At 39.4% G+C, this 19710-nt stretch carries 14 protein-coding genes; 9 read left to right on the forward strand and 5 right to left on the reverse strand.

Translation table 11 applies throughout. The features are described from left to right. The first annotated feature begins 148 nt into the window (after positions 1 to 148). The 4 genes from MKZ09_RS11910 (at position 149) to MKZ09_RS11925 (ending at position 6575) form a co-directional block, all read left to right on the forward strand. Entirely contained in the window at positions 149 to 1975 is a 1827-nt protein-coding gene (locus MKZ09_RS11910) for a TniQ family protein (RefSeq protein ID WP_076204537.1), read from the forward strand. Between the two features lie 113 nt (positions 1976 to 2088). Next, positions 2089 to 3606, forward strand: coding sequence for a TniQ family protein (locus MKZ09_RS11915; protein ID WP_076204534.1), 1518 nt, complete (start codon positions 2089 to 2091; stop codon positions 3604 to 3606). Positions 3607 to 3643: 37 nt separating this feature from the next. After that, positions 3644 to 5656: a Mu transposase C-terminal domain-containing protein gene (locus tag MKZ09_RS11920; protein ID WP_076204531.1), complete on the forward strand. Its 2013-nt coding sequence runs from the start codon at positions 3644 to 3646 to the stop codon at positions 5654 to 5656. After that, positions 5637 to 6575 carry an ATP-binding protein gene (locus MKZ09_RS11925; protein WP_076204527.1) on the forward strand — a complete coding sequence of 313 codons (939 nt, stop codon included), beginning with the start codon at positions 5637 to 5639 and terminating at the stop codon, positions 6573 to 6575. The genes MKZ09_RS11920 and MKZ09_RS11925 overlap by 20 nt, the downstream gene beginning before the upstream one ends. A 777-nt stretch (positions 6576 to 7352) precedes the next feature. Here the strand turns inward: MKZ09_RS11925 and MKZ09_RS11930 are convergent. Next, a complete protein-coding gene (locus tag MKZ09_RS11930; protein ID WP_038569934.1) occupies positions 7353 to 7751 on the reverse strand; it encodes a cytidine deaminase in 399 nt (132 codons plus the stop codon). 237 nt (positions 7752 to 7988) lie between these two features. Here MKZ09_RS11930 and MKZ09_RS11935 point away from each other — a divergent pair, with 237 nt between their 5' ends. Continuing rightward, positions 7989 to 8966 (forward strand): methylenetetrahydrofolate reductase, encoded by a 978-nt coding sequence (locus tag MKZ09_RS11935; RefSeq protein ID WP_232061270.1) that lies wholly within the window; start codon positions 7989 to 7991, stop codon positions 8964 to 8966. Between the two features lie 93 nt (positions 8967 to 9059). Here MKZ09_RS11935 and MKZ09_RS11940 read toward each other — a convergent pair whose 3' ends face one another. After that, the gene (locus tag MKZ09_RS11940) at positions 9060 to 9938 is read right to left on the reverse strand and encodes a LysR family transcriptional regulator (RefSeq protein WP_076204525.1); all 879 of its coding nucleotides are present in this window, start codon (positions 9936 to 9938) and stop codon (positions 9060 to 9062) included. Between the two features lie 153 nt (positions 9939 to 10091). Between MKZ09_RS11940 and MKZ09_RS11945 the strand changes: the two genes are divergently transcribed. Further along, a complete protein-coding gene (locus MKZ09_RS11945; RefSeq protein ID WP_076204522.1) occupies positions 10092 to 11456 on the forward strand; it encodes an MATE family efflux transporter in 1365 nt (454 codons plus the stop codon). Positions 11457 to 11509: 53 nt separating this feature from the next. Here the strand turns inward: MKZ09_RS11945 and MKZ09_RS11950 are convergent, their stop codons facing one another. Further along, positions 11510 to 13252, reverse strand: a complete 1743-nt coding sequence (locus MKZ09_RS11950; RefSeq protein ID WP_076204520.1) for an SGNH/GDSL hydrolase family protein — start codon at positions 13250 to 13252, stop codon at positions 11510 to 11512. A gap of 241 nt (positions 13253 to 13493) precedes the next feature. Between MKZ09_RS11950 and MKZ09_RS11955 the strand changes: the two genes are divergently transcribed. Then, positions 13494 to 16361 carry a glycosyl hydrolase 115 family protein gene (locus MKZ09_RS11955; RefSeq protein WP_256719202.1) on the forward strand — a complete coding sequence of 956 codons (2868 nt, stop codon included), beginning with the start codon at positions 13494 to 13496 and terminating at the stop codon, positions 16359 to 16361. Between the two features lie 47 nt (positions 16362 to 16408). Here the strand turns inward: MKZ09_RS11955 and MKZ09_RS11960 are convergent, their stop codons facing one another. Next, entirely contained in the window at positions 16409 to 17188 is a 780-nt protein-coding gene (locus MKZ09_RS11960; RefSeq protein ID WP_076204516.1) for a helix-turn-helix domain-containing protein, read from the reverse strand. A gap of 129 nt (positions 17189 to 17317) precedes the next feature. Here MKZ09_RS11960 and MKZ09_RS11965 point away from each other — a divergent pair, with 129 nt between their 5' ends. Both MKZ09_RS11965 and MKZ09_RS11970 read left to right on the forward strand, forming a co-directional pair. After that, on the forward strand, positions 17318 to 17614 hold the full coding sequence (locus MKZ09_RS11965; RefSeq protein ID WP_038569940.1) for an ArsR/SmtB family transcription factor: 297 nt from the start codon (positions 17318 to 17320) through the stop codon (positions 17612 to 17614). A gap of 126 nt (positions 17615 to 17740) precedes the next feature. Then, positions 17741 to 18763, forward strand: coding sequence for an NADP-dependent oxidoreductase (locus tag MKZ09_RS11970; protein WP_076104641.1), 1023 nt, complete (start codon positions 17741 to 17743; stop codon positions 18761 to 18763). A gap of 71 nt (positions 18764 to 18834) precedes the next feature. On the opposite strand, the gene MKZ09_RS11975 is transcribed toward MKZ09_RS11970, so the two are convergent. Further along, a complete protein-coding gene (locus MKZ09_RS11975; protein ID WP_076204513.1) occupies positions 18835 to 19644 on the reverse strand; it encodes a YheC/YheD family protein in 810 nt (269 codons plus the stop codon). Positions 19645 to 19710 lie beyond the last annotated feature (66 nt).

A 19710-nucleotide genomic window follows, 5' to 3' on the forward strand; every position in this document is an offset into this window, starting at 1 on the left:
ATAAAGAGGCCACGATCAATACGGCGTAATTCAATTATATGCCCAACGGATACAAGTATGTATGATGATGAACGCATATATCAGATAATTAAAATTTAATAAGTATGAAATTGGGATAATTGACCATAATGATAATGAGGTGATCGTTATGTTTAAATTGTTGTTTAAACCTCTTATCCACATGGAAGAAAGTTTGTCCAGCTATGTCTACCGAATTGCTGCCTCTAATGGTTGTTCAGTAACTCAGGATTTATTAAGTGTTTTTTTTAGTAACATGAGGAACTGTGATAACAACATCTTCTCTTTAAAATCCATCCAAGCCATTGCTGCTTCGTCAGATCAACCGCATCAGTTCTTAGAAAATATGTCGCTGCATTATTTTAAACAAAGAAATATGGAGAAGGGACTGCTGCTGAAGAATGGTATTAAATATTGTCCTGGCTGTTTAAAAGAGGGAAAGTACCACAGATATCACTGGTGTTTTCATCCAGTTACCGTTTGCCTAAAGCATCACTGCTATTTACTTGATGAATGCCCAAACTGTAAACGAAAAATAAGCATGAGATCGTTTATGGAAACCCAATCATGCCCTAATTGTAGTCAATCGTTTTTGAAAGAGAAATCAGAGGAGGTTACCGAAGATGAAATCCTTTTTCAATCACAAGTATACATTCAACAATTGTTAGTTTCTGAACAAAGCAAGGATGGACCAACTTCAGGAGTACCCTTTATTGATGCAATGCAAATAGCTTCGTACAGTTTTTACTTGTTAGAAGGTCTCAAAAGTTTTGTTCATGAAGATTCGCCGATTCATATTTTTACGAATAAAATAGGAACCTCATTTCAGAATAAAGTAAACAGCCTGGTTTATACCAATGTGTACTGGATGTATCAAAACTTCCCAGTGAATTTTCACCGCGTATTATCATGCTTTAAGGATAAACCATCAGCCACTATGTATGAGCAAAAGAAAATGTTTGAAAAATTGTTTGTACAGAAGGATTGTTTAAAGATTCAAAGCGCTTATAACGATTTTTGGATTCAAGAAGCAGATGCTGGCAATATCAGAATTGACTTCTCCGTGTTTAAACAACATAAGGCCCTGTTAAAAAAACGAGGTTATGCTTCAAAAGAAGAAGTGAAAAAAAGTACAAATTTAACATATCAAGCAGTCGAACGCATACTGCAAATGGTTGCTTATAAAACAATTGAAAAAGGAAGAATCACTCGAAAAAGAATTAACGTAAATGATTTCAGAAAAAAAGTCAAAGAAAAAGCCCAGCTAGTAAGCAGGGATATGGCAGCCAAACAGTTAGGTTTACAGCGTGATACCGTATCCAAGTTAGTCAGGGAAGGTGTTTTGCACGTAGACTTTTCTTTTGACAAGAGTGGCCTGATTAAAAGGAAGCAGATTGAAGAAATTATTGGCTTATGCCAAAAGGCGAGAATTAAAAGCACTGAAGGGAAACTTTCGCTACATGCTGCCATAACTAAGTATTCAGTGACTGGATTTTCTATTAAGCACATCATTCGCTTTCTAAAGGAAGAGAAATTAATTCCTTATGTTACAGTTGAAAATCCAAATCTGACCAATCTTTATTTTGATGTCCAAGATATTCAAGCATGTGTAGAGATCATCAAGAATGAAAGACGATATCATCGGGGGTACCATTTATCAGACGTAATGGAGATCCTGGGTATTGGTGAGAAAACAATGCATCTATTTATGAAGACAAAGCTGCTTGAGCCTTCAACGGTATTGGTACTTAAGAATGGAAGAAAACAATATTTATTTGAGAAGAAAATGGTCGATGACTTTAAAGGAAGGTTCATCCCCATTGAACAAGCTGCTCAACAATTTCAACTATCGACATATAAACTTCGTAAGTGGGTCCGAGAGGGCACGTTGAAAAATGCAACCATAGGGCTCTCACGAACGTGTCTGTTGGATGTTCACCAAATTAAGAAGATGTAGATATGATTATAAAAAAAGTAATCTATCAATCCCCCTATTATTCCCAAAGAAAATTTTAGGATTTTTGTATATTCTGAAATTTTCGGGTCATTGATATTAATAGAGGTGATTACATGACACTGTTTAAACCAATTCCTTTACCTGATGAAAGTTTGTATAGCTACTTGTATCGTTTGGCAGTGGGCGCACATATTGGTATCGAAGCTTTAATAGGATTTTATAGCACCGTTAGCATAAATTACATGCGAGATACGAAAATATTTGAAAATGCCAGAGAACTTGTTGGGAATAATAAAGTTTTTGAAAGTCTATTGTTAAACAAATTCGATAGTTCATATTTCAAGAGCAAAAAAAAGGAAAATAGCAAAATTACACACCATTATCTCAGTAATTGGACAAGATTCTGCCCACATTGTTTAAAAGCAAAAAAGTACCACCGAATATCATGGGATATACGAGCAGTTACGGTATGCCAATTCCATAAAACGTTTTTAATTAATGAATGCCAACGTTGCCATGAAAGAATAAAAATTAAAGATTTATTTTTAGAAAGGTGTAGGTGTGGGTACATTTATTCCCTTTCCAAATCAAACATTGTAACAAACGAAAATATATTAAGATCACAAGAACTGCTTTATGAAGCATTGAATTTCAACAACCCAATTATGAATTCAACGAATAGGGAAATTCAACCCGCTGAGTTTTTTAATGCTTTTCATTCTGTTCTTAAAATTCTTGAAGGGTCCAGTTCGAATAATGAGTTATATAGTGAATTTAAAATAAAAGATAAAATTATGAGCTTTATGCACAGTCGTAAGATCAATGATGATATTTTCTTGATATCAATGATGGTTGCCGTATCTTGTAATACAATTATTGATTTGAGTAAAAGAAAATTAAAATTTCTTTATGAGCTCGTTGATGCAAATAAGAGAAATACACGGGAACATATTAAATCCATTTTGAATTATGAAGAAAGTTGCAAAGATACTTATTTAGATTATATTTTCAATATTAAAAAAGAATTATATTCTCCTTGGAGCAAAATTTTTTCTAGTATAGATTTGGAATCATCTGAAAATAAATACTTAACTATAGCTGAAGCGGCTACTTATTTACGGAGTTCAGTGAACCATATAAATAAGCTTGCTGAAGCTGGAGAAATACCTTATCAATTAAAAGTCTTTAATAGCCAGCAAATAAAAGTCTTCAAAGAATCAGCATTAATAAAATGGAAGGAAAATTTTGAATCGTTTCTAACTTCTAGAGATGTTGGAGCTCTATTAGATGTTGGACGCAGACATGTATTGCAACTGGTTGAATATGAACTTTTAAATCCTATAATTTCGAAAGAGCATTTACCTATTAAATACTTATTTAAAAAAGAGGATGTTGTTAACTTTATACAGAAACTCCAAGTCAAAGTTGAGACTGAGAAAATATATAATCAAAATGATGATTACTTTTCCATCGTAAATATTGCTAAAGAGACTAATGCTAAAATATCTAATATTATACTTTTGATCCAACAAAATGAGATATCAACTATCTGCTTTCAAAAAAATACAGTTTCATTAAAAAATATATTTGTGAGTAAATATGACCTGAAGTATTCTCCCCCCTTACTTTAAGCAATTCATACATATCAAAGAAAGGGGATATTAAATTATGAAAAGAATCATGATTGACGTAGGTACAGAATTTCTTCATCAAAAGATGCGATACAAGATTATTCGTAAGTCGTATACACCTGAGCAAGAAAGTGAATGCGTATATACTGCACTTGCAGAAGCTTTCAATGTCGAACGTGAGTTTACCTCGGATGAAATTCTGGAATTGTTAAATACGATGGATTCTAGTCGTTTAATACTTCTTAGTAAAAATGACAAGACAGTTGATGAAGAGATCGAAATTAATGATTATGAGTCCATGACTGAGAATGAGAAAGCAGCAGCAGAAAAAAGACTGAAGTGTATCGAACCATTATTAGAAAACGATCCTGATGAACCTAGCTTTCCAAAGCGGGTGAACCAACGGGTGGCAGAATTGAAAAATCAAGGAATCAAAGCTTCGCGAACTCGGTTGTATCATTGGCTTAAGGAATACGTTGACAGTGAAAACGATATTCGAAGCCTTATTGATGATAATAACAAAAAAGGGCCTCAAGAGAGACTTATATGTGAAGAAGTTAGGAACGTAATAACTGATATTTTGAAAATATATTATTTAGTAAAAGAAAAAAGAAGTATATCAAATATTCATAAATTAATCTTAGCAAAAGTCCATCATATTAACGAGGTAAAAGTGGTGAACGGAGAACCAGTATTAAAAATGCCTAGTTTAAGAACACTGTATCGTGTGATTTCGGAAATAAGTAAATATGAAATTGCAAAGAAGCAATATGGAAAACTATATGTACAAACTAAAATGGGATACTTCGGTGTGATGGAGAAGCCTACGAGACCACTGGAAATCGTACAAATGGATTCAACTCCAATTGATGTAATTCTTGTTGATGATGAAACGAGAGTACCCTTACCAAGGGCTCATTTAACTGTTGCTGTGGATATGAAAACTCGTTATGTCGTTGGTGTAAATATTGGAATGGATTCTCCTGGGTATGTGACGACCATGCTGACACTTAGAAATACAATTTGTAAAAAAAATATAAAGGAAAAATATCCGCACCTGAAAAATGATTGGTTGGCGAATGGACTGCCAGAAACTATTCTTCTGGACAACGGTAAAGAATTTAGAAATAAGAGCTTGAGATTGGCCTGCGATCAACTGGGTATTAAGTATCGATACTGTAAGACCAAACATCCCTATTCGAAGGGTATAGTGGAGCGCTTTCTTCAAACTGCTAATTATCAGACTGCTCATCAAATTCCAGGAACCACATTTTCTAACACAAAAATTAGAAATGATAAGGAATACGATTCTGATAAAAAAGCAGTCATGGGATTAAATGCCTTTATGAAAATATTTTTTGAGTGGCTGTTGGATGTTTACTCCATCCGATTTCATGAAGGCATTGAAAACTTTCCGCTAGAATTATGGAAAGAAGGGGTTAAAAAAGATCCGCCGCAGCAATACAAGGATATGTTTGAGTTAAGTATCATCCTATTTCCGTATAAAAAAAGAACTATACAAAATCATGGAATACAATTTCGTAGATTGAAATATCATTCCCCTGAATTATGGAATTTGAAATTAGAACGGTTGCGACTGGGACTAGGCAATGAAGTAATTATTAAATATGACCCAGATGATATTTCAAAAATTTATGTTCTTGATGATACTAATGTTTCGAAAAAGTATCTTACGGTTTTATGTTTAGATCAAGAATATTCAAAGGATTTAAGTTTAGCTGTACATTTAACCATACGTGATGAAATCAAAAAAATTAGACGTCAGGAAGATATGATAACACAAGCATTGGCGATGGAAAATGTAGCCAACGACATTAATGCGGACCAGAAAAAACATAAAAAAATGAAACGAGATCAGGCAAAGGCCACTACAAAAGGTTCCAATGCAACTTCTAAAAAGACTCAAAAAGAAGTTCTTGAGGATAAAGTCAAAGCGAATCAAGAAAGAATGAACCATCTTAACGAAAATCTTGTATATGATGATAATGAGGATTGGGGGGATGCTTATTATGATACCAGTGGTGAGTGAAACGTTTGCAGATCGAATGAAGCTTATCGAAAATATCGTCATCCCATACCCTAAGTTTAACGGAGTTTTATGTAAAATTAAGGAGTGTCATGAAAAATCGGTGATCCTTAAAGTGCCACCTTCCTTGCTAATTACGGGTGAAGTGGGCTCAGGAAAAACCTTTATTTTTGAGCGATATCTTAAGCAAAACTATAAAGAATGGGAAGAAGAGGAGGACGATGGGATTCGATTTAAAAAAAACATATTGGCGGTAACATTAACGCATGCGGTTACACATGGCGAGCTTATTGTTCAGCTTCTCAGCCATTTAGGCGCCATTAAACCAGAACACGGTCGCAATAATGCAGAGCGATTAACACGATTAGTTCAACTGATCAAAGTGACAGGAATTGAATTTATTATGATTGATGAATTTCACAATATCATCGATCGGGACAAGAAGAAAACACTTTTTAAAGTCTCCGAAACATTTAAGGACATTATTAATTTGACAGGCGTTGCATTTGTGTTTTTTGGTTTGGATGATCCACGAAATCCAGAACTGAATTCGACCGTAATCTTGGAGAATAGCATTCAACTCAAAAAGCGTGTTCCTGATCAGGTAAAGTTAGAACGTTTTAAATTTGATACAGGTAAACAGCAGGAAAATTTCATGCGTTTATTACATGAATTCGATCAACTTCTTCCCTTTGAAAAATTGTCGGGTCTTAGCGAATCGAATACGGCGAGTAGAATATTCCAGGCAACAGATGGTTTAATTTATTCGATCAAGAAATTAATTGAAGACGCTGCCTGGATTGCTTTGAAGAAACACGAGAACTGTATTGAACTTGAGCACTTTGCCAAAGCTTTTGCTCAGAACAAGTTCATCAATGAAGATTTTAAGGGATATGCTAAGACGAATCCGTTTTTGGAGTAGTGGCAGCGAAAGCGATGAACGGGGGCATTCAAACCCTCGTTTCTTTGTGTTATATTTCAATCTAGGATTCAAATTTTTATGGTGCTTGTGGATAAATTATTTCAAATTTTAAGATATCCTGTTTTTGATGACAAAAAGGCTGTTTATCCCGTTTTTGGTGTCACATCCGTCTCGTTATAAGTGGCAAAATGGGGCCTATTTAGGCTGTTTTGTCCCGTTTTTAGTGGCACATCACAGAAAACTAGAAATGTGACTATGCATAGCTACTAAAAGCAAGCGATCATCGAGAGGAAGTGTTAATCTTTTATCTCAATGAATCGCTTGTTTTTTTTATTATTGATGATGTTCATTGAGAGGTTTTAACTATATGAGTTTGATAATAAGTGTAATTCAAAAGGGAAGAATAATTGTAGATACTAATTTTTTGGAGGAGCAGGTACCTGCACCACACAATAATTTATTTGGTTTCGAATCATGCAGAAAAACTGGAAAGTGAATTCCTTATTTTGCTTGATAATTTAGATACTATAGAACTACATACAGACTATGATAAAGAATTTATTGAATTTAGGGTAAGAAATGCTTTGGAGATGATAAAGGTAGTATTTAAAGAAAAAGATAAGGTTGGAATTGCGATTTGGTAAGTAACAACGTATTTACGCTGTGTGTCTGGTCTGTGAACTCGTGTCTAGCTAAGCTTTTTAACACAAAAAACACGCGTACTTGTCTAACACAGGTACGCGTGTTTTTGTTATTCCACTACGAGAGGAATTATTTTTACATCTCTAAATTTTTGAATGCGTAAGGCAATAAATCCCTTAAACTCAGCTCTAAGATTTCTTTTTTCTCATTGGTTAAATAGACAGGCATGTCCGGCAAACAGAATTCCGATAATACTTGTCTGCAGATACTGCATGGCGGCAGAAAATCCATTGTGTCACCTGCTACAGCTATAGCCTGAAAATCACCTTTAGTATAGCCTTTTGTAATAGCTGTGAAGATTGCTGTTCTCTCTGCACAATTAGTAGCACCAAAAGACACATTTTCTACGTTTACTCCATTAATAACATTTCCATCTTTAAGCAATAAGGCTGCTCCAACTGGAAATTTAGAATAAGGGGCATAAGCGGCTTTCTTTGTGTTACGTGCGCTTTCCATTAATTCTTCTTTATTCATAATACTCACCCTTTTTAAATAAGAATGAACCTTTCGGTCCCCTTATCGCCAACTAAGGTTGGCAGGACTTCTAATATTATAGTCACATCAAATGGTTGTCAACATGTACTACTCGATAAGTATCATTAGGGAATCATAGTTTTAAAATATAACTAGATATAGCAAATAGAAGTTACACATATTAAGCCTGCCATGGTAACCTTATCTTAAAAGCGACGAGTAGAGGGGTTTTATAATTTGGGAGCGGCAGAGAATACATTTAAACAAAAAATATTGAGCAAAAAACCGGGTATTTTAACATATGGGATGACACCACCGAAAGCAAGCCACGCACCAGAAAAGATCTCGGAAATCGCCCGGAAACAGGTTGAAAGACTTAAAAACCTTGATTTAGATGCGTTAATTCTGTACGACGTTCAGGAAGAAGTAGACAGAGTGGATCATGAAAGACCATATCCGTATTTACCAACAATTGATCCGGCTGTCTATGGTGATAAATATCTAAGACAGGTGGAGGTCCCAAAGATAATTTACCGTTGCGTCGGTAATGATACAAGAGCCCAGTTCGAGGATTGGGTTAAAACTGACGAAAATGAAGATAGATTTTCAGTATATGTGGGCGCTTCATCAAGTAAACAAGAGGTGAAATTGAATTTACCAGATGCTTATGAGCTAAGCAAACAGTTAAATAGTAATTTAACTTTTGGTGGGGTTGTCATTCCGGAAAGACATATAAAAAAGAATGATGAGCATATACGGGTTGTCGAAAAGACCAACAATGGGTGCAACTTTTTTATCACTCAGGCAACTTATAATGTAGAGGCATCTAAGAATTTATTGTCTGATTTATATTATTACTATACAAATAACGGTTTTGAGATGGTTCCTATTTTATTTAATCTTGCACCATGCGGCACCGCGAAAACATTACAATTTATGAAGTGGTTAGGGATCAGTATCCCGGGATGGTTAGAAAACGAGTTAAAATACTCGAATGATATTTTGGATAAATCAATCCAGCTATCGCAAAAAATCTTTGAAGAATTACTAGATTTCGGGCTGGAGAAGGGGATTCCAATTGGTTGCAGTATTGAAAGTGTTTCAACAAGTAAATTGGAGATTGAAGCGTCCGTACAGCTTGTTAAAGATGTGAAGGCCATTTTAGATAAAAAGCTGTTGAGTCACGAACCCAACATAACGCAAACAGTAATGTAGGGCTAAAAGCAGCTTCCGGTACACATCGGAAGCTGCTTTTTTAACTAGGTCTTACAGATACACTTGCTGATCCACGTTTAGATTTAAGCGAGATTAATGATAGGTATCTTTTATAAATTGAATAAAACGTGCTGTTGCGGAACTAAATAGATTATTCTTTTTCCAAGCTAACACGTGACCTGTTCTACGTTCAGGTTCAAATGGAACAAAACAAGTTTGCTCGCTTTCTCGGATGGTATATGAACCACTCACACAAATGGCATATCCAAGCTTTTTTTCTACCAGCAGCATGGCATTTGTTAGCAGATTATGTGAAGCAAAGATGCATAGGCTGTCATTCTCAACTCCAAGCCAGCTCGCAATTTCATTTTGTACAAGGGTACGGCGGGGGAGAATTAGTGGTAAAGAAAGAATATCCTCAATCCCAATAGAGATTTTCTGAGCGAGAGGGTCATCCCGCCGCATCAGAATTCCCCACTTTTCCTGATAAGGCAAACGAATGTAGTCATATTTGGCGGCTTCAATGGGTTCCAATAATATACCTATATCAATATTTCCCCGGTCTAGCTTTTCTCGAATATCATCACCATCCGCACTATATATTTCATATTGTACTTTCGGATGCCGATTGGAGAACTCTTCTAGTAACTTTGGTAATGCCCTGGATACAGAGGACTCAACACAGCCTATCGAAACTACTCCGCCAACTAGCTCTTTTTGTTCTGCCAGATCCCGTTCTGTTTTATCCAATAGCGCAACAATTTCTTTTGCCCGCTGCTGAAAGAGAAGTCCACTGTCTGTTAATGTAATCTGTCTTTTTCCCCGAATAAACAAGCTGGCCCCCAATTCTTCTTCCAGATCCATAAGCTGTCTACTTAATGTAGGCTGGGTAATGTGAAGGATTTCTGCTGCTTTTGTTATATTACCAACCTTAGCCACGGTTATAAAATATCTGAGAACACGCACATCCATTATTTTTAACATCCTTCCAAATTACCGCTGATAAAATAGCTTTGCCGCAAATATGCACTTCAGGCATGGTACGCGATCCAGCATAGGTATTAGATATTTATCGCTTTTGAATTTACCATAGATTTAATACCAATACAAAACGGAGCTAATCCTATGAGTAAATTGGAAAGTACGATTACGAAACAAAGATTATTTTCAGACAAAGAACTAATGAAATTATTTCTGCCATTAATTATTGAACAATTATTAGAAGCATTGGTAGGGTTGGTGAATTCTATCATGGTAGCTTCTGTTGGAGAATCAGCAGTATCGGGTGTATCTTTAATTGAAATGGTCATGCTACTGTTGATTAGCTTATTTGCAGCATTGGCTACTGGGGGAACTGTTATTGTCGGTCAATATCTTGGGAAAAAGCAAGCGCATCAGGCCAGAGAAGCAGCGAATCAATTAGTATGGTTTACGGGTGCAGTTGGGCTAGTGATTATGATATTGATTTATTTGCTGAAGGGTTTTATTTTAAATGGGCTTTTTGGAACGATTACAGAAGAAGTGTATGGGCATGCCAATACTTATTTATTAATTGTTGGGGCTTCCGTTCCTTTTTTGGCTCTATATAATGCAGGTGCAGCCGTATTCAGAACGATGGGAAACTCCAAGCTGCCTATGCAAATTATGTTGGGTGTGAACCTTGTGAATATAGCAGGGAATGCGCTATTGGTGTATGGTTTTGACATGGGGACAGCCGGCATCGCGATTCCAACTTTAATTTCCAGAACGGGCGCTGCTATTTGTATTCTTGTGTTAATCTCTAACTCTAAGAATCTCCTCTATCTGAAAAAGACCTTGCGGCACACATTCGATACTAAGATGATCAAACGGATTATGAGAATTGGTGTGCCTTATGGGCTGGAAAATGGCATGTTTTATATTGGAAGGTTACTAATATTGAGTTTGGTGTCCACATTTGGAACGGCGGCAATAGCAGCAAATTCAGTAGGAAGTACTATTGCCTCCTTGCAGGCATTACCTGGAATGGCAATTGGTTTAGGGTTGTCTGTTGTTATTTCCCGATGTGTGGGGGCTGAGGAGTATGCTCAAGCTAGATATTATACGAGAAGGATTAGTGGTTTTATCTATGTGGCACAGGTAGTCAGTTCTATTGTAACTTTAGTTTTATTTCCAAGCATACTGGGCATCTATCATTTTTCAGCAGAAGCGGAACTCTGGGCAACAAAGATTGTTTGGAGTCATGCGATTGTCATGATGTTGATATGGCCTTTTGGAAATACGCTGCCCACGGTTTTTCGAGCTGCTGGAGACGCAAAATTCCCTATGATCGTTAGTATGATTACTATGATTTGTTGTAGAATTATGTTTGCTTATGTATTGGTATATGGGCTGCATATGGATATGTTTGCAACGTGGATCGCTGTCTATTGTGACTGGTTGATCAAAGGGGTGCTGTTTATTGTGCGGTACATTAGAGGAAAATGGACAAAATTCCATGCGATACAATAAGGATAACCCAGATGTAGATTACACCGGGGTTATCCTCGCTCTAGGTCAACTCATTAAACATTATAGCCGAAGCCCAGTATAGTAAAAGACTTGTCCTGATCTTCCGGCACCATTCTGATTTCTACCTGATGCTCCCAGCTAACCTCATTTTGATAAAGAATTACCGGATTGCAATGTGTCCAGTTATTCTCATGTGGATCAGCGGTGACTACAAGACAACCATCGACGTAAATGTTCGCCTTGCCGAATTCGCTGCTGCCAGAATCCTTGTATACGAGGATGAGATTTTTGCTTGTTATCGTCAGCTTGAAGCTGTGTTCATCAGACGACGCTGAATGCATCCAATTATGAGGAAATTCCGGAGTTCCGAAAGGATTGGCATCCATTTCTACCCGCTGCAAATCGGTATCGATCCCCGAAAATCCGCCCACCTCGATCCTGCCTGCGTCAATATGGCTTTTACGGTCCAGCAGGAGGGTTCCCGCAAAATCATTCCCGATGACCGGATGCTGATCCAATAGGAGATCATCTTCGTCCATTAGCGTTTTGTGGGTTTCGGAGAATAAATAAGCCAGACAATCAGCCATCACCCGGTGACCATCATTAGTAGGATGATAGATATCATAGAAAAATTGCCGTTTCGAGAGGATGTTCCCCTCATTTTTGCTTAGGCGGAACTGCCCGGATACCGCATCCTTTACACTAACCATAGGAAGATTATAAGCCCGGCCAATGGGGGAGAGCCGTTCCTGCAGGTTCCAGTCATTCATAAACACGCTGAACAGGAGAACTACTGCCGGTCTATTATCGGCGGAAAGTATTTTTAGGCATAAGCTTTCAAAACAGTTGCCTTTCGTTTCATCCCCTTCGTCGTTTACCGCAAATTCCACCACCACGATATCCGGTGTTACAGAACCTTCCCGGAGAATATCCCTTTCATAACGGATGACCCCAAGCTCGGATGGTGTTCCACCTACCCCAGCCTTCACAAAATGGATGTTCCCGCCACCATTCGTACCGAATAATTCCTTAAATCTCAGATACGATTGGTAGGCATAACATTCTGTATGGATCGGTTTAGCGCCTGCTCCCTGAGTAATGGAACCCCCAATATAAGCAATCGTGACATCCTCACCTTTTATAGCCTTATGGATGGCAGTTTTTAATCTTTTATTATTGCCCGGATGAAGCAAGGATTGGGTAATGATCTCCCGGTATTCATTAGAATCAAACGCTACGGGCGGTTCAATGACTAGCTCTGGTACAGAATAACCGTCATGCAAATAAAAAATTATACTCGCAATGGCCAGTTCGCCTTCATGTTTAAATTCAAAAGCGAATTTGCCGAGCACCGCATCCTCTTCAGACCATTCCAAATCCTCTAACTTCAAGAGGACTTCTGAACCGTCGGGGGGACAGGGCACACGTATGCTGCTGCCTGTTTCGTATTTGCTGGTTTTGCCCCAATTCTGCAATAGAAAAGAGATGGGCTCGTTCTGCTCAGGATCCTTTCTCACAGACACTCCAATACTATGAACCAATTTGCGAAATCCAACGCAGTTTCCTAGCAGCTCCAGGATTGTCTCATCAGTGACGCCGCCAATATATCTGGCCTTGTCGATTAGATAGTTACCTTCCAGATAAACTTCCTGTGAAGGTGGACCTTCGGACCGGGCTGTCGCCTCAATCGCGGTTTCGTAGAGCACAAAAAAACCGTTCCTGCGTTCAGCCGGATCCTTGGGCGCCTTTGGACCTTCAATCTTGCCACCTGTAATGATCCCGTTATTGTTTTTCATATTGATCATCCTCGCTTTTTGTATAAGCTTTTCTTGTTATGGATGCGCTTGCAAAAAACATATTTTTATTAGAAGGAATACCTGTTAACAGTAACACCAAATATCCTGATTGTTCAACCGATAAACAAAGTTTCGTTTAATAATTACAAAAAGTTGCTAGTTTACACATGGAAGTTGAAATCGCTTACTTATATAATGTGCCTAGTCATACGAAAATTGGATGCTTAAGGGGAGAATTATCATGCCTACGAAGGAATTTCACCTTGTGAAGCAGGGCAGTGCTGCCAAGATTTACGTGGATCCCAAGGGGAAAGATTATGATGGATTACGCCGGGTGGCACAGTCTTTTGCAGCAGATGTTAAACAGGTAACAGAGGTAGAGCCTGAGATATATACACAATTGAACGAATTGGATGGAACAGTCATAATCGCTGGAACGATAGGCAGCAATGATTTTATCGATGATTTAATCGCGGAGGGAACCGTTGATGTATCGGCCATCCAAGGTAAAAGAGAATGTTATAAAATTCAGGTGGTTGAACAACCCACAGCGGAAGTGGACAAGGCGCTCGTCATTGTAGGAAGTGATAAACGGGGGACGATTTACGGGTTGTATTCGATCTCCGAAAAGATTGGAGTTAGTCCTTGGGTGTACTGGGCGGATATTGTGCCGGAGAGGAAGCCGGCATTGTCCATTCCTGATAACCAGCTTCATGTGATCTCCAAGGAGCCTTCGGTTAAATATAGAGGTATTTTTTTGAATGACGACTGGCCGTCTTTAGGTTCTTGGGTAACTCAAAGATTTGGTGACTTTAATGAAGATTTCTATGACAAGGTATTTGAACTCATTCTTCGCTTGAAGGGGAATTATTTATGGCCGGCGATGTGGAGCGCCGAATTCAGCCTGAATGGTAAAAGCAGCCCGATTGCCAACGCCAAGCATGCACAAGAATACGGAATTATTATGGGGACCTCCCATCATGAACCCTTATTCCGGGCAGGCAGTGAATGGCAGAAGGTATACAGCCAATACGGGACAAGTAACCTATGGGATTTCGCCCGTAATAAACAGGCGATTACAGATTTCTGGGAAGACGGAATCAAGCGCAATCAGGACTTTGATAACTTGATTACCCTAGGCATGCGGGGGGAAAGTGACTCTGCGCTGGAGGGCTCCGACCAGGAGAATATTGATCTGCTGAAGGACATTATACTTACGCAAAAAGAACTATTGAAGAAATACAATCTTGAAAATGCGCCGCAAATTTTGGCCGTTTATAAGGAAGTTGAGAAGTACTGGTATGGCACTGCCGGGGTGGAAGGGTTGAAGGACTGGGATGTTCTGAATGACGTTACGATCCTGCTTGCTGACGATAACTTTGGCAATCTCCGCAAAATCCCGACGAAAAACGAACGTAACCGCAGCGCAGGATGGGGGATGTATTATCATTTTGACTATCATGGTGGTCCGCATTCCTATGAATGGTTAAATACGACCCCGCTTGAAAAAGTCTGGGAGCAAATGTGTATGGCATTTGACTATGGCATCCGTGATGTATGGATTGTGAACGTCGGAGATTTGAAGCCTATGGAATTGCCCATTTCCTACTTTCTGGATTTGGCCTACGATTTTGAGGCTTGGGGGACAGGTGCAATCAATCGAACTGTGGAATACAACAACCGTTGGGTAGAGCAGCAATTCGGATATGCGCTGGAACAAGAGACATGTCTGGGAATCGCACAATTGTTAGGGGATTATACCCGGATGAACGGTCGGCGCAAGCCTGAAATTATTTATCCGTCCACCTTCAGTCCTATCCATTACAATGAGGCGCACAGAGTTCTGGAGCAAGCGGTGATGATCGAGAAGGCTGCCGGCAAATACGATGAGCTAATCCCGGAACAACTAAAGGATGCTTACTTCCAGCTCGTATATTTCCCTGCTGTTGCCTCGGCCAATGTGGTCAAAATGCAAATTTATGCTGGACTGAACCATCTATACGCTAAACGAAATAGTATGTTGGCAAATACTTACGCTGCTCTGACCCACGAAACCATCGAACGGGATAAGTATCTGGAGCTGGTTTATAATAGCGGAATTTCGAATGGAAAATGGCAGGGAATGATGAGTTCCCCTCATGTAGGGTATATACATTGGAATTCAGAAGGGTGGAACTATCCGGATGTAAACACCCTGGCTCCCGCCAAAGGTTCTTTAATGATTGTCGATGTGGAAGGAACGGAACAAGCGTATGTTTCCGGCACAGCTAATCTTCCGGTATTTACAAATCTCCAAAAAGAAAACTATCGCATCACAATCAGTAACGGTGGAGAAGCGGGTTTTGAATATCAGGTGCGGAGCAGCGTGGATTGGATCAAGCTTGAGAAAATACGCGGCTGGATTGAGGCAGGGGAGACGCTTCAGGTTTCCGTAGATTGGGAGAAGGTCAAAGAAGCATCGATGGGCGAAATTACGATCTCCGGTGCCGGAAATATAGTTAAGGTGAAGACTGCTGTGGATTGGATAGACATTCCGGATGTGCCACCGATGACATTCATCGAGACCCATAATATCGTGTGTATTGAAGCGGAGCATACCATAACTCGTGTTTCGAAATCAGGGGTGGTATGGAAGACCATTGACAGCTATGGACGTTCTTTATCCTCGGTTAAAATGTTTCCGGATGCTGTATCTTTTGAACAACCGGAGGATGCACCTTATCTGGAATATCGGATTCTAGTGCAGCAGGACACCGATTATAGCTTAACCGCGTATATTGCGCCGACAAACAATCTGTCACAAACTAGCGGGTTGAAATATTCGATAGGTTTCGATGATCAGGCACCCGTGATTAAGGATGCTTTACCAACGAACTTTGAAGGCGGCAATCATGAGAATGAACCATGGTGCCGCGCGGTTATGGACAATATTCATGCTGTGACCACCAGCCATGCTTTAACGAAGGGTCTTCATACCCTCCGCTTTTACGGATTGGATGCGGGTCTGGTTCTGCAAAAGCTTGTATTGTCCGCTGCCCAGCTTCCTTATTCCTATTTAGGGCCGGAGGAGAGCTTTTATACTAGCGGGAAGGCGTTCATTCTTAGTTAGGTTGAATTAAAAGGGCGAACAACTGGGTTGTTTCTTCGCATCCTCCGTTATTTCAGGGCAGATGACGGAGGATAACCCTTTATATTTTTGAAAACGTTGCTGAAGTAGGCGACATCTTGATAACCACAGTGCGCTGCCACTTCGGACACATTAAAACCACCTGCCGATAGAATCATCTCAGCATTGTTCACCCGCACCTTGTTTATAAATTCTTTACAGGTGGAGCCAGTGTTCTGCTTAAACAGCTTACCAAGATATACGGGGTTTAGGGCAACCAAATCTGCCAGCTCCTTGATCGTAACTTCCTCCGAATAATGATCCATAATATAGGTCATCACTTTTTGGATTCTTAGATCTATCAGAGGTGTTTCTTGATGGTGGGCGATACTTAATAAGCGGTACACTATCAGTTGAAAGATGGCCCGGGCCTTCATTTTGTAGAAAGGTTGTTTGCCCATCCAGACATGTGAGAATTCTTTAATATCCTCTAGAATCTCTTTAGTTCTCCAATTCCTAGTTACAGTCTCAAAAGGGAGCTGCACATGATTGTCCTCCCCCTCCCAGAAGAAATTGAAGGCAAAGGAACGCATGGGTGCCTCCTTAAAGGTCTGAGCTTCCCGAATGCTGCCAGAAGGGGCATAGAGCATATCTCCGGCTTCAACCGTGAATTTCTCTCCATTAATAAAATAGTCAGACTTCCCTTCTACGATGAAGGTAAGATCATGGAAATCGATTTTACTCCTCGTAATCTCCCAATCCGGGAAGGATCGGCGATCAACAAACAAAAAAACACGGGGAACAAGATTTTCATATTTGGTAATGTCCATTTCTACCACCCCTCCTTCCTAATAAATAGAGCCGCGCTAATGCCGATTGGTATATTATACAAAAATGAAACCGATTAAGAAATGGGATTGTAAATTGACTTTGCGCAATCAGAAGAATACAATAGTTTTATGACTATCGAACAATATTCCTTAAAAGATGATGAAAAGCGAGTGAAGATTTTTAAAGCATTAGCAGAAGTGAAACGAATTGAAATGATTCGTTATCTTCATCTCCATAAGGAGAACAATACATGTGGGTCCATTGGTGAATCTATGGGAATGGACAAATCTAATGTGTCTTACCATCTGAAGATTTTGTATGAAGCTGATTTAGTAAGTGTCACACGTATGGGGCAGAATAAGATTAGCCAGCTTCGAGAGGATACGTTTAGCGAATTATTACCGGGTTTCTTGGACAGTTTATAATCTGTCCGGAAACCTATAATTTTTCTTAATAGTTTGATAGTTTTATAACTATTTGATAATCATGTACAGGGTTTGGTTAATAGTTATAGGTAGCAGCAAAAATAAATATTAATGGAGTAGTGATCTATGAATCAGTTGAAAAATAAACAGGTCCTGTTAATTTCACGTCCTGTAGGCATGCCAACCCAGCAAAATTTCGAGTTCAAAGATATTCCTGTAGTTGAAGCAAAAGAAGGACAAGTTGTTGTACGTACGTTGTATTTATCAGTGGATCCTTATATGCGGGGAAGAATGAATGATGCTAAATCGTATGTTCCTCCGTATCAGCTTAATGAAGTCATCGCTGGAGGACTTGTGGGAGAAATCGTAGAATCCAAATCGGAGCTATTCAAAGCTGGAGATAAAGTCATCGGTATGCTGGGCTGGCAGTTATATAATACTGTAGATGCTAAAGCAGTAACCAAAATCGATGATTCGATTGCACCAGTATCGGCTTACTTAAGTGTTCTAGGTTTGACAGGGCTCACTGCATATTTCGGTTTACTTGATATCGGTCAGCCGAAAGAAGGAGAGACTGTCGTAGTGTCTGGAGCAGCGGGTTCAGTGGGGATGTTTGTTGGACAGATTGCCAAAATCAAAGGCGCTCGTGTCGTTGGGATCGCAGGTAGCGATGATAAATGCGACTATTTGAAAAAAGAGCTTGGCTTTGATGCAACCATTAATTATAAAACAACGGAAAATTTAGGCCAGGCTTTGGAAGAAGCATGTCCAAATGGTGTTGATGTTTATTTTGACAACGTGGGTGGGGCGATTTCAGATGCTGTGATGAGCTTGCTTAATGATTATGCACGTATTCCACTATGTGGCGCTATTTCTTCTTATAACAGTACAGATGGAGATATGGGTCCACGTATTCAGAGCAGATTGATCAAAACCCGCTCCCTTATCAAAGGATTTGTTCTTAGTGATTACGCAGCCCGCCAGTCAGAAGGCCTTCAAGAGCTTGGAAAATGGCTAACAGAAGGTAAATTAAAATATGAAGAAACAGTTGTTGAAGGATTCGACAATGTGGTGGAAGCATTCCTGCAATTGTTCCAAGGTGCGAACCTCGGGAAGATGCTTGTTAAGGTGAGCGACTCCGAATTCTAAAACAACACAAACAGCCCTGGTAGAGACTTTTATATATCAGGGCTGTTTGTATTATCACTAATCAAATCCGTTCAGACCATACCCTGTTTGGACTTCATGCATTTAAGATTGTATGTGCGACCATAGGCTTTCGCATATTTGACAATTCGCTCAATCATGCTGGTGTCATTCAGTTTGGTAAACGGGCACGGATCGGGGGCCGTATTTACTTCCAAGATCCATGGTTTAAGGCGTCGATCCAAGGCAATATCCACACCGATTTCCTGCAGGCCGGGATAGGCTGTGCTTAGCTGTCTGGCGGAGTTCACTCCAATTTGTTGCATGGACCGGATCAACGCGCTACTATTCTCTACGTTTGTGTAGGATTCTAATAATGCCTCTACCGGATAAATCGTTCCCCCTTGGCTCCCATTCGTAACCACTTTGCGAGGATGAGCAACGCGACCCGCAATGCCTGTAGCTTCCCACCCACCCTTAAGATTTCTTTGCACCATTACCCGGATATCAAATGGCCTTCCTTCATAAACCAAAAGCCAAATCCCCTTTTGCACCAAATAGGATTTTCCTTGGGTCTCGCTAAAGATTGCCCGATAAGCCATCTCGTAATCAGAAAATGTATGTTTATGCGTACCGGATTGATAGCTGTAGGCTGGTCGTTTTTTGGCGGAATGCTCTTGTGATCTTTCAATCCGGATTACACCCTGTCCCAAAGATCCACAGCAGGGCTTAATGTACACCATTCTATGTTTTTGCAACATCTCATAGAGTACGTTTTTATTCATTTTTTTCGTTACCGGGATATACTTCCTTAGCTCTTGTTTTCTAAGCAGTACCCTTGTTTTCGTCAGCTTATTGGATATCCGCCGTATTGGCTCCTTCATTTTGTTCCTCCGTTCTATATATCTATAGGCTATATTACGGGATTACGCAGTTTTTGCTTGGGCAAC

The organism is Paenibacillus sp. FSL R5-0908 (assembly GCF_038006245.1).
GTDB classification, from domain to species: Bacteria; Bacillota; Bacilli; order Paenibacillales; family Paenibacillaceae; genus Paenibacillus_AQ; species Paenibacillus_AQ odorifer.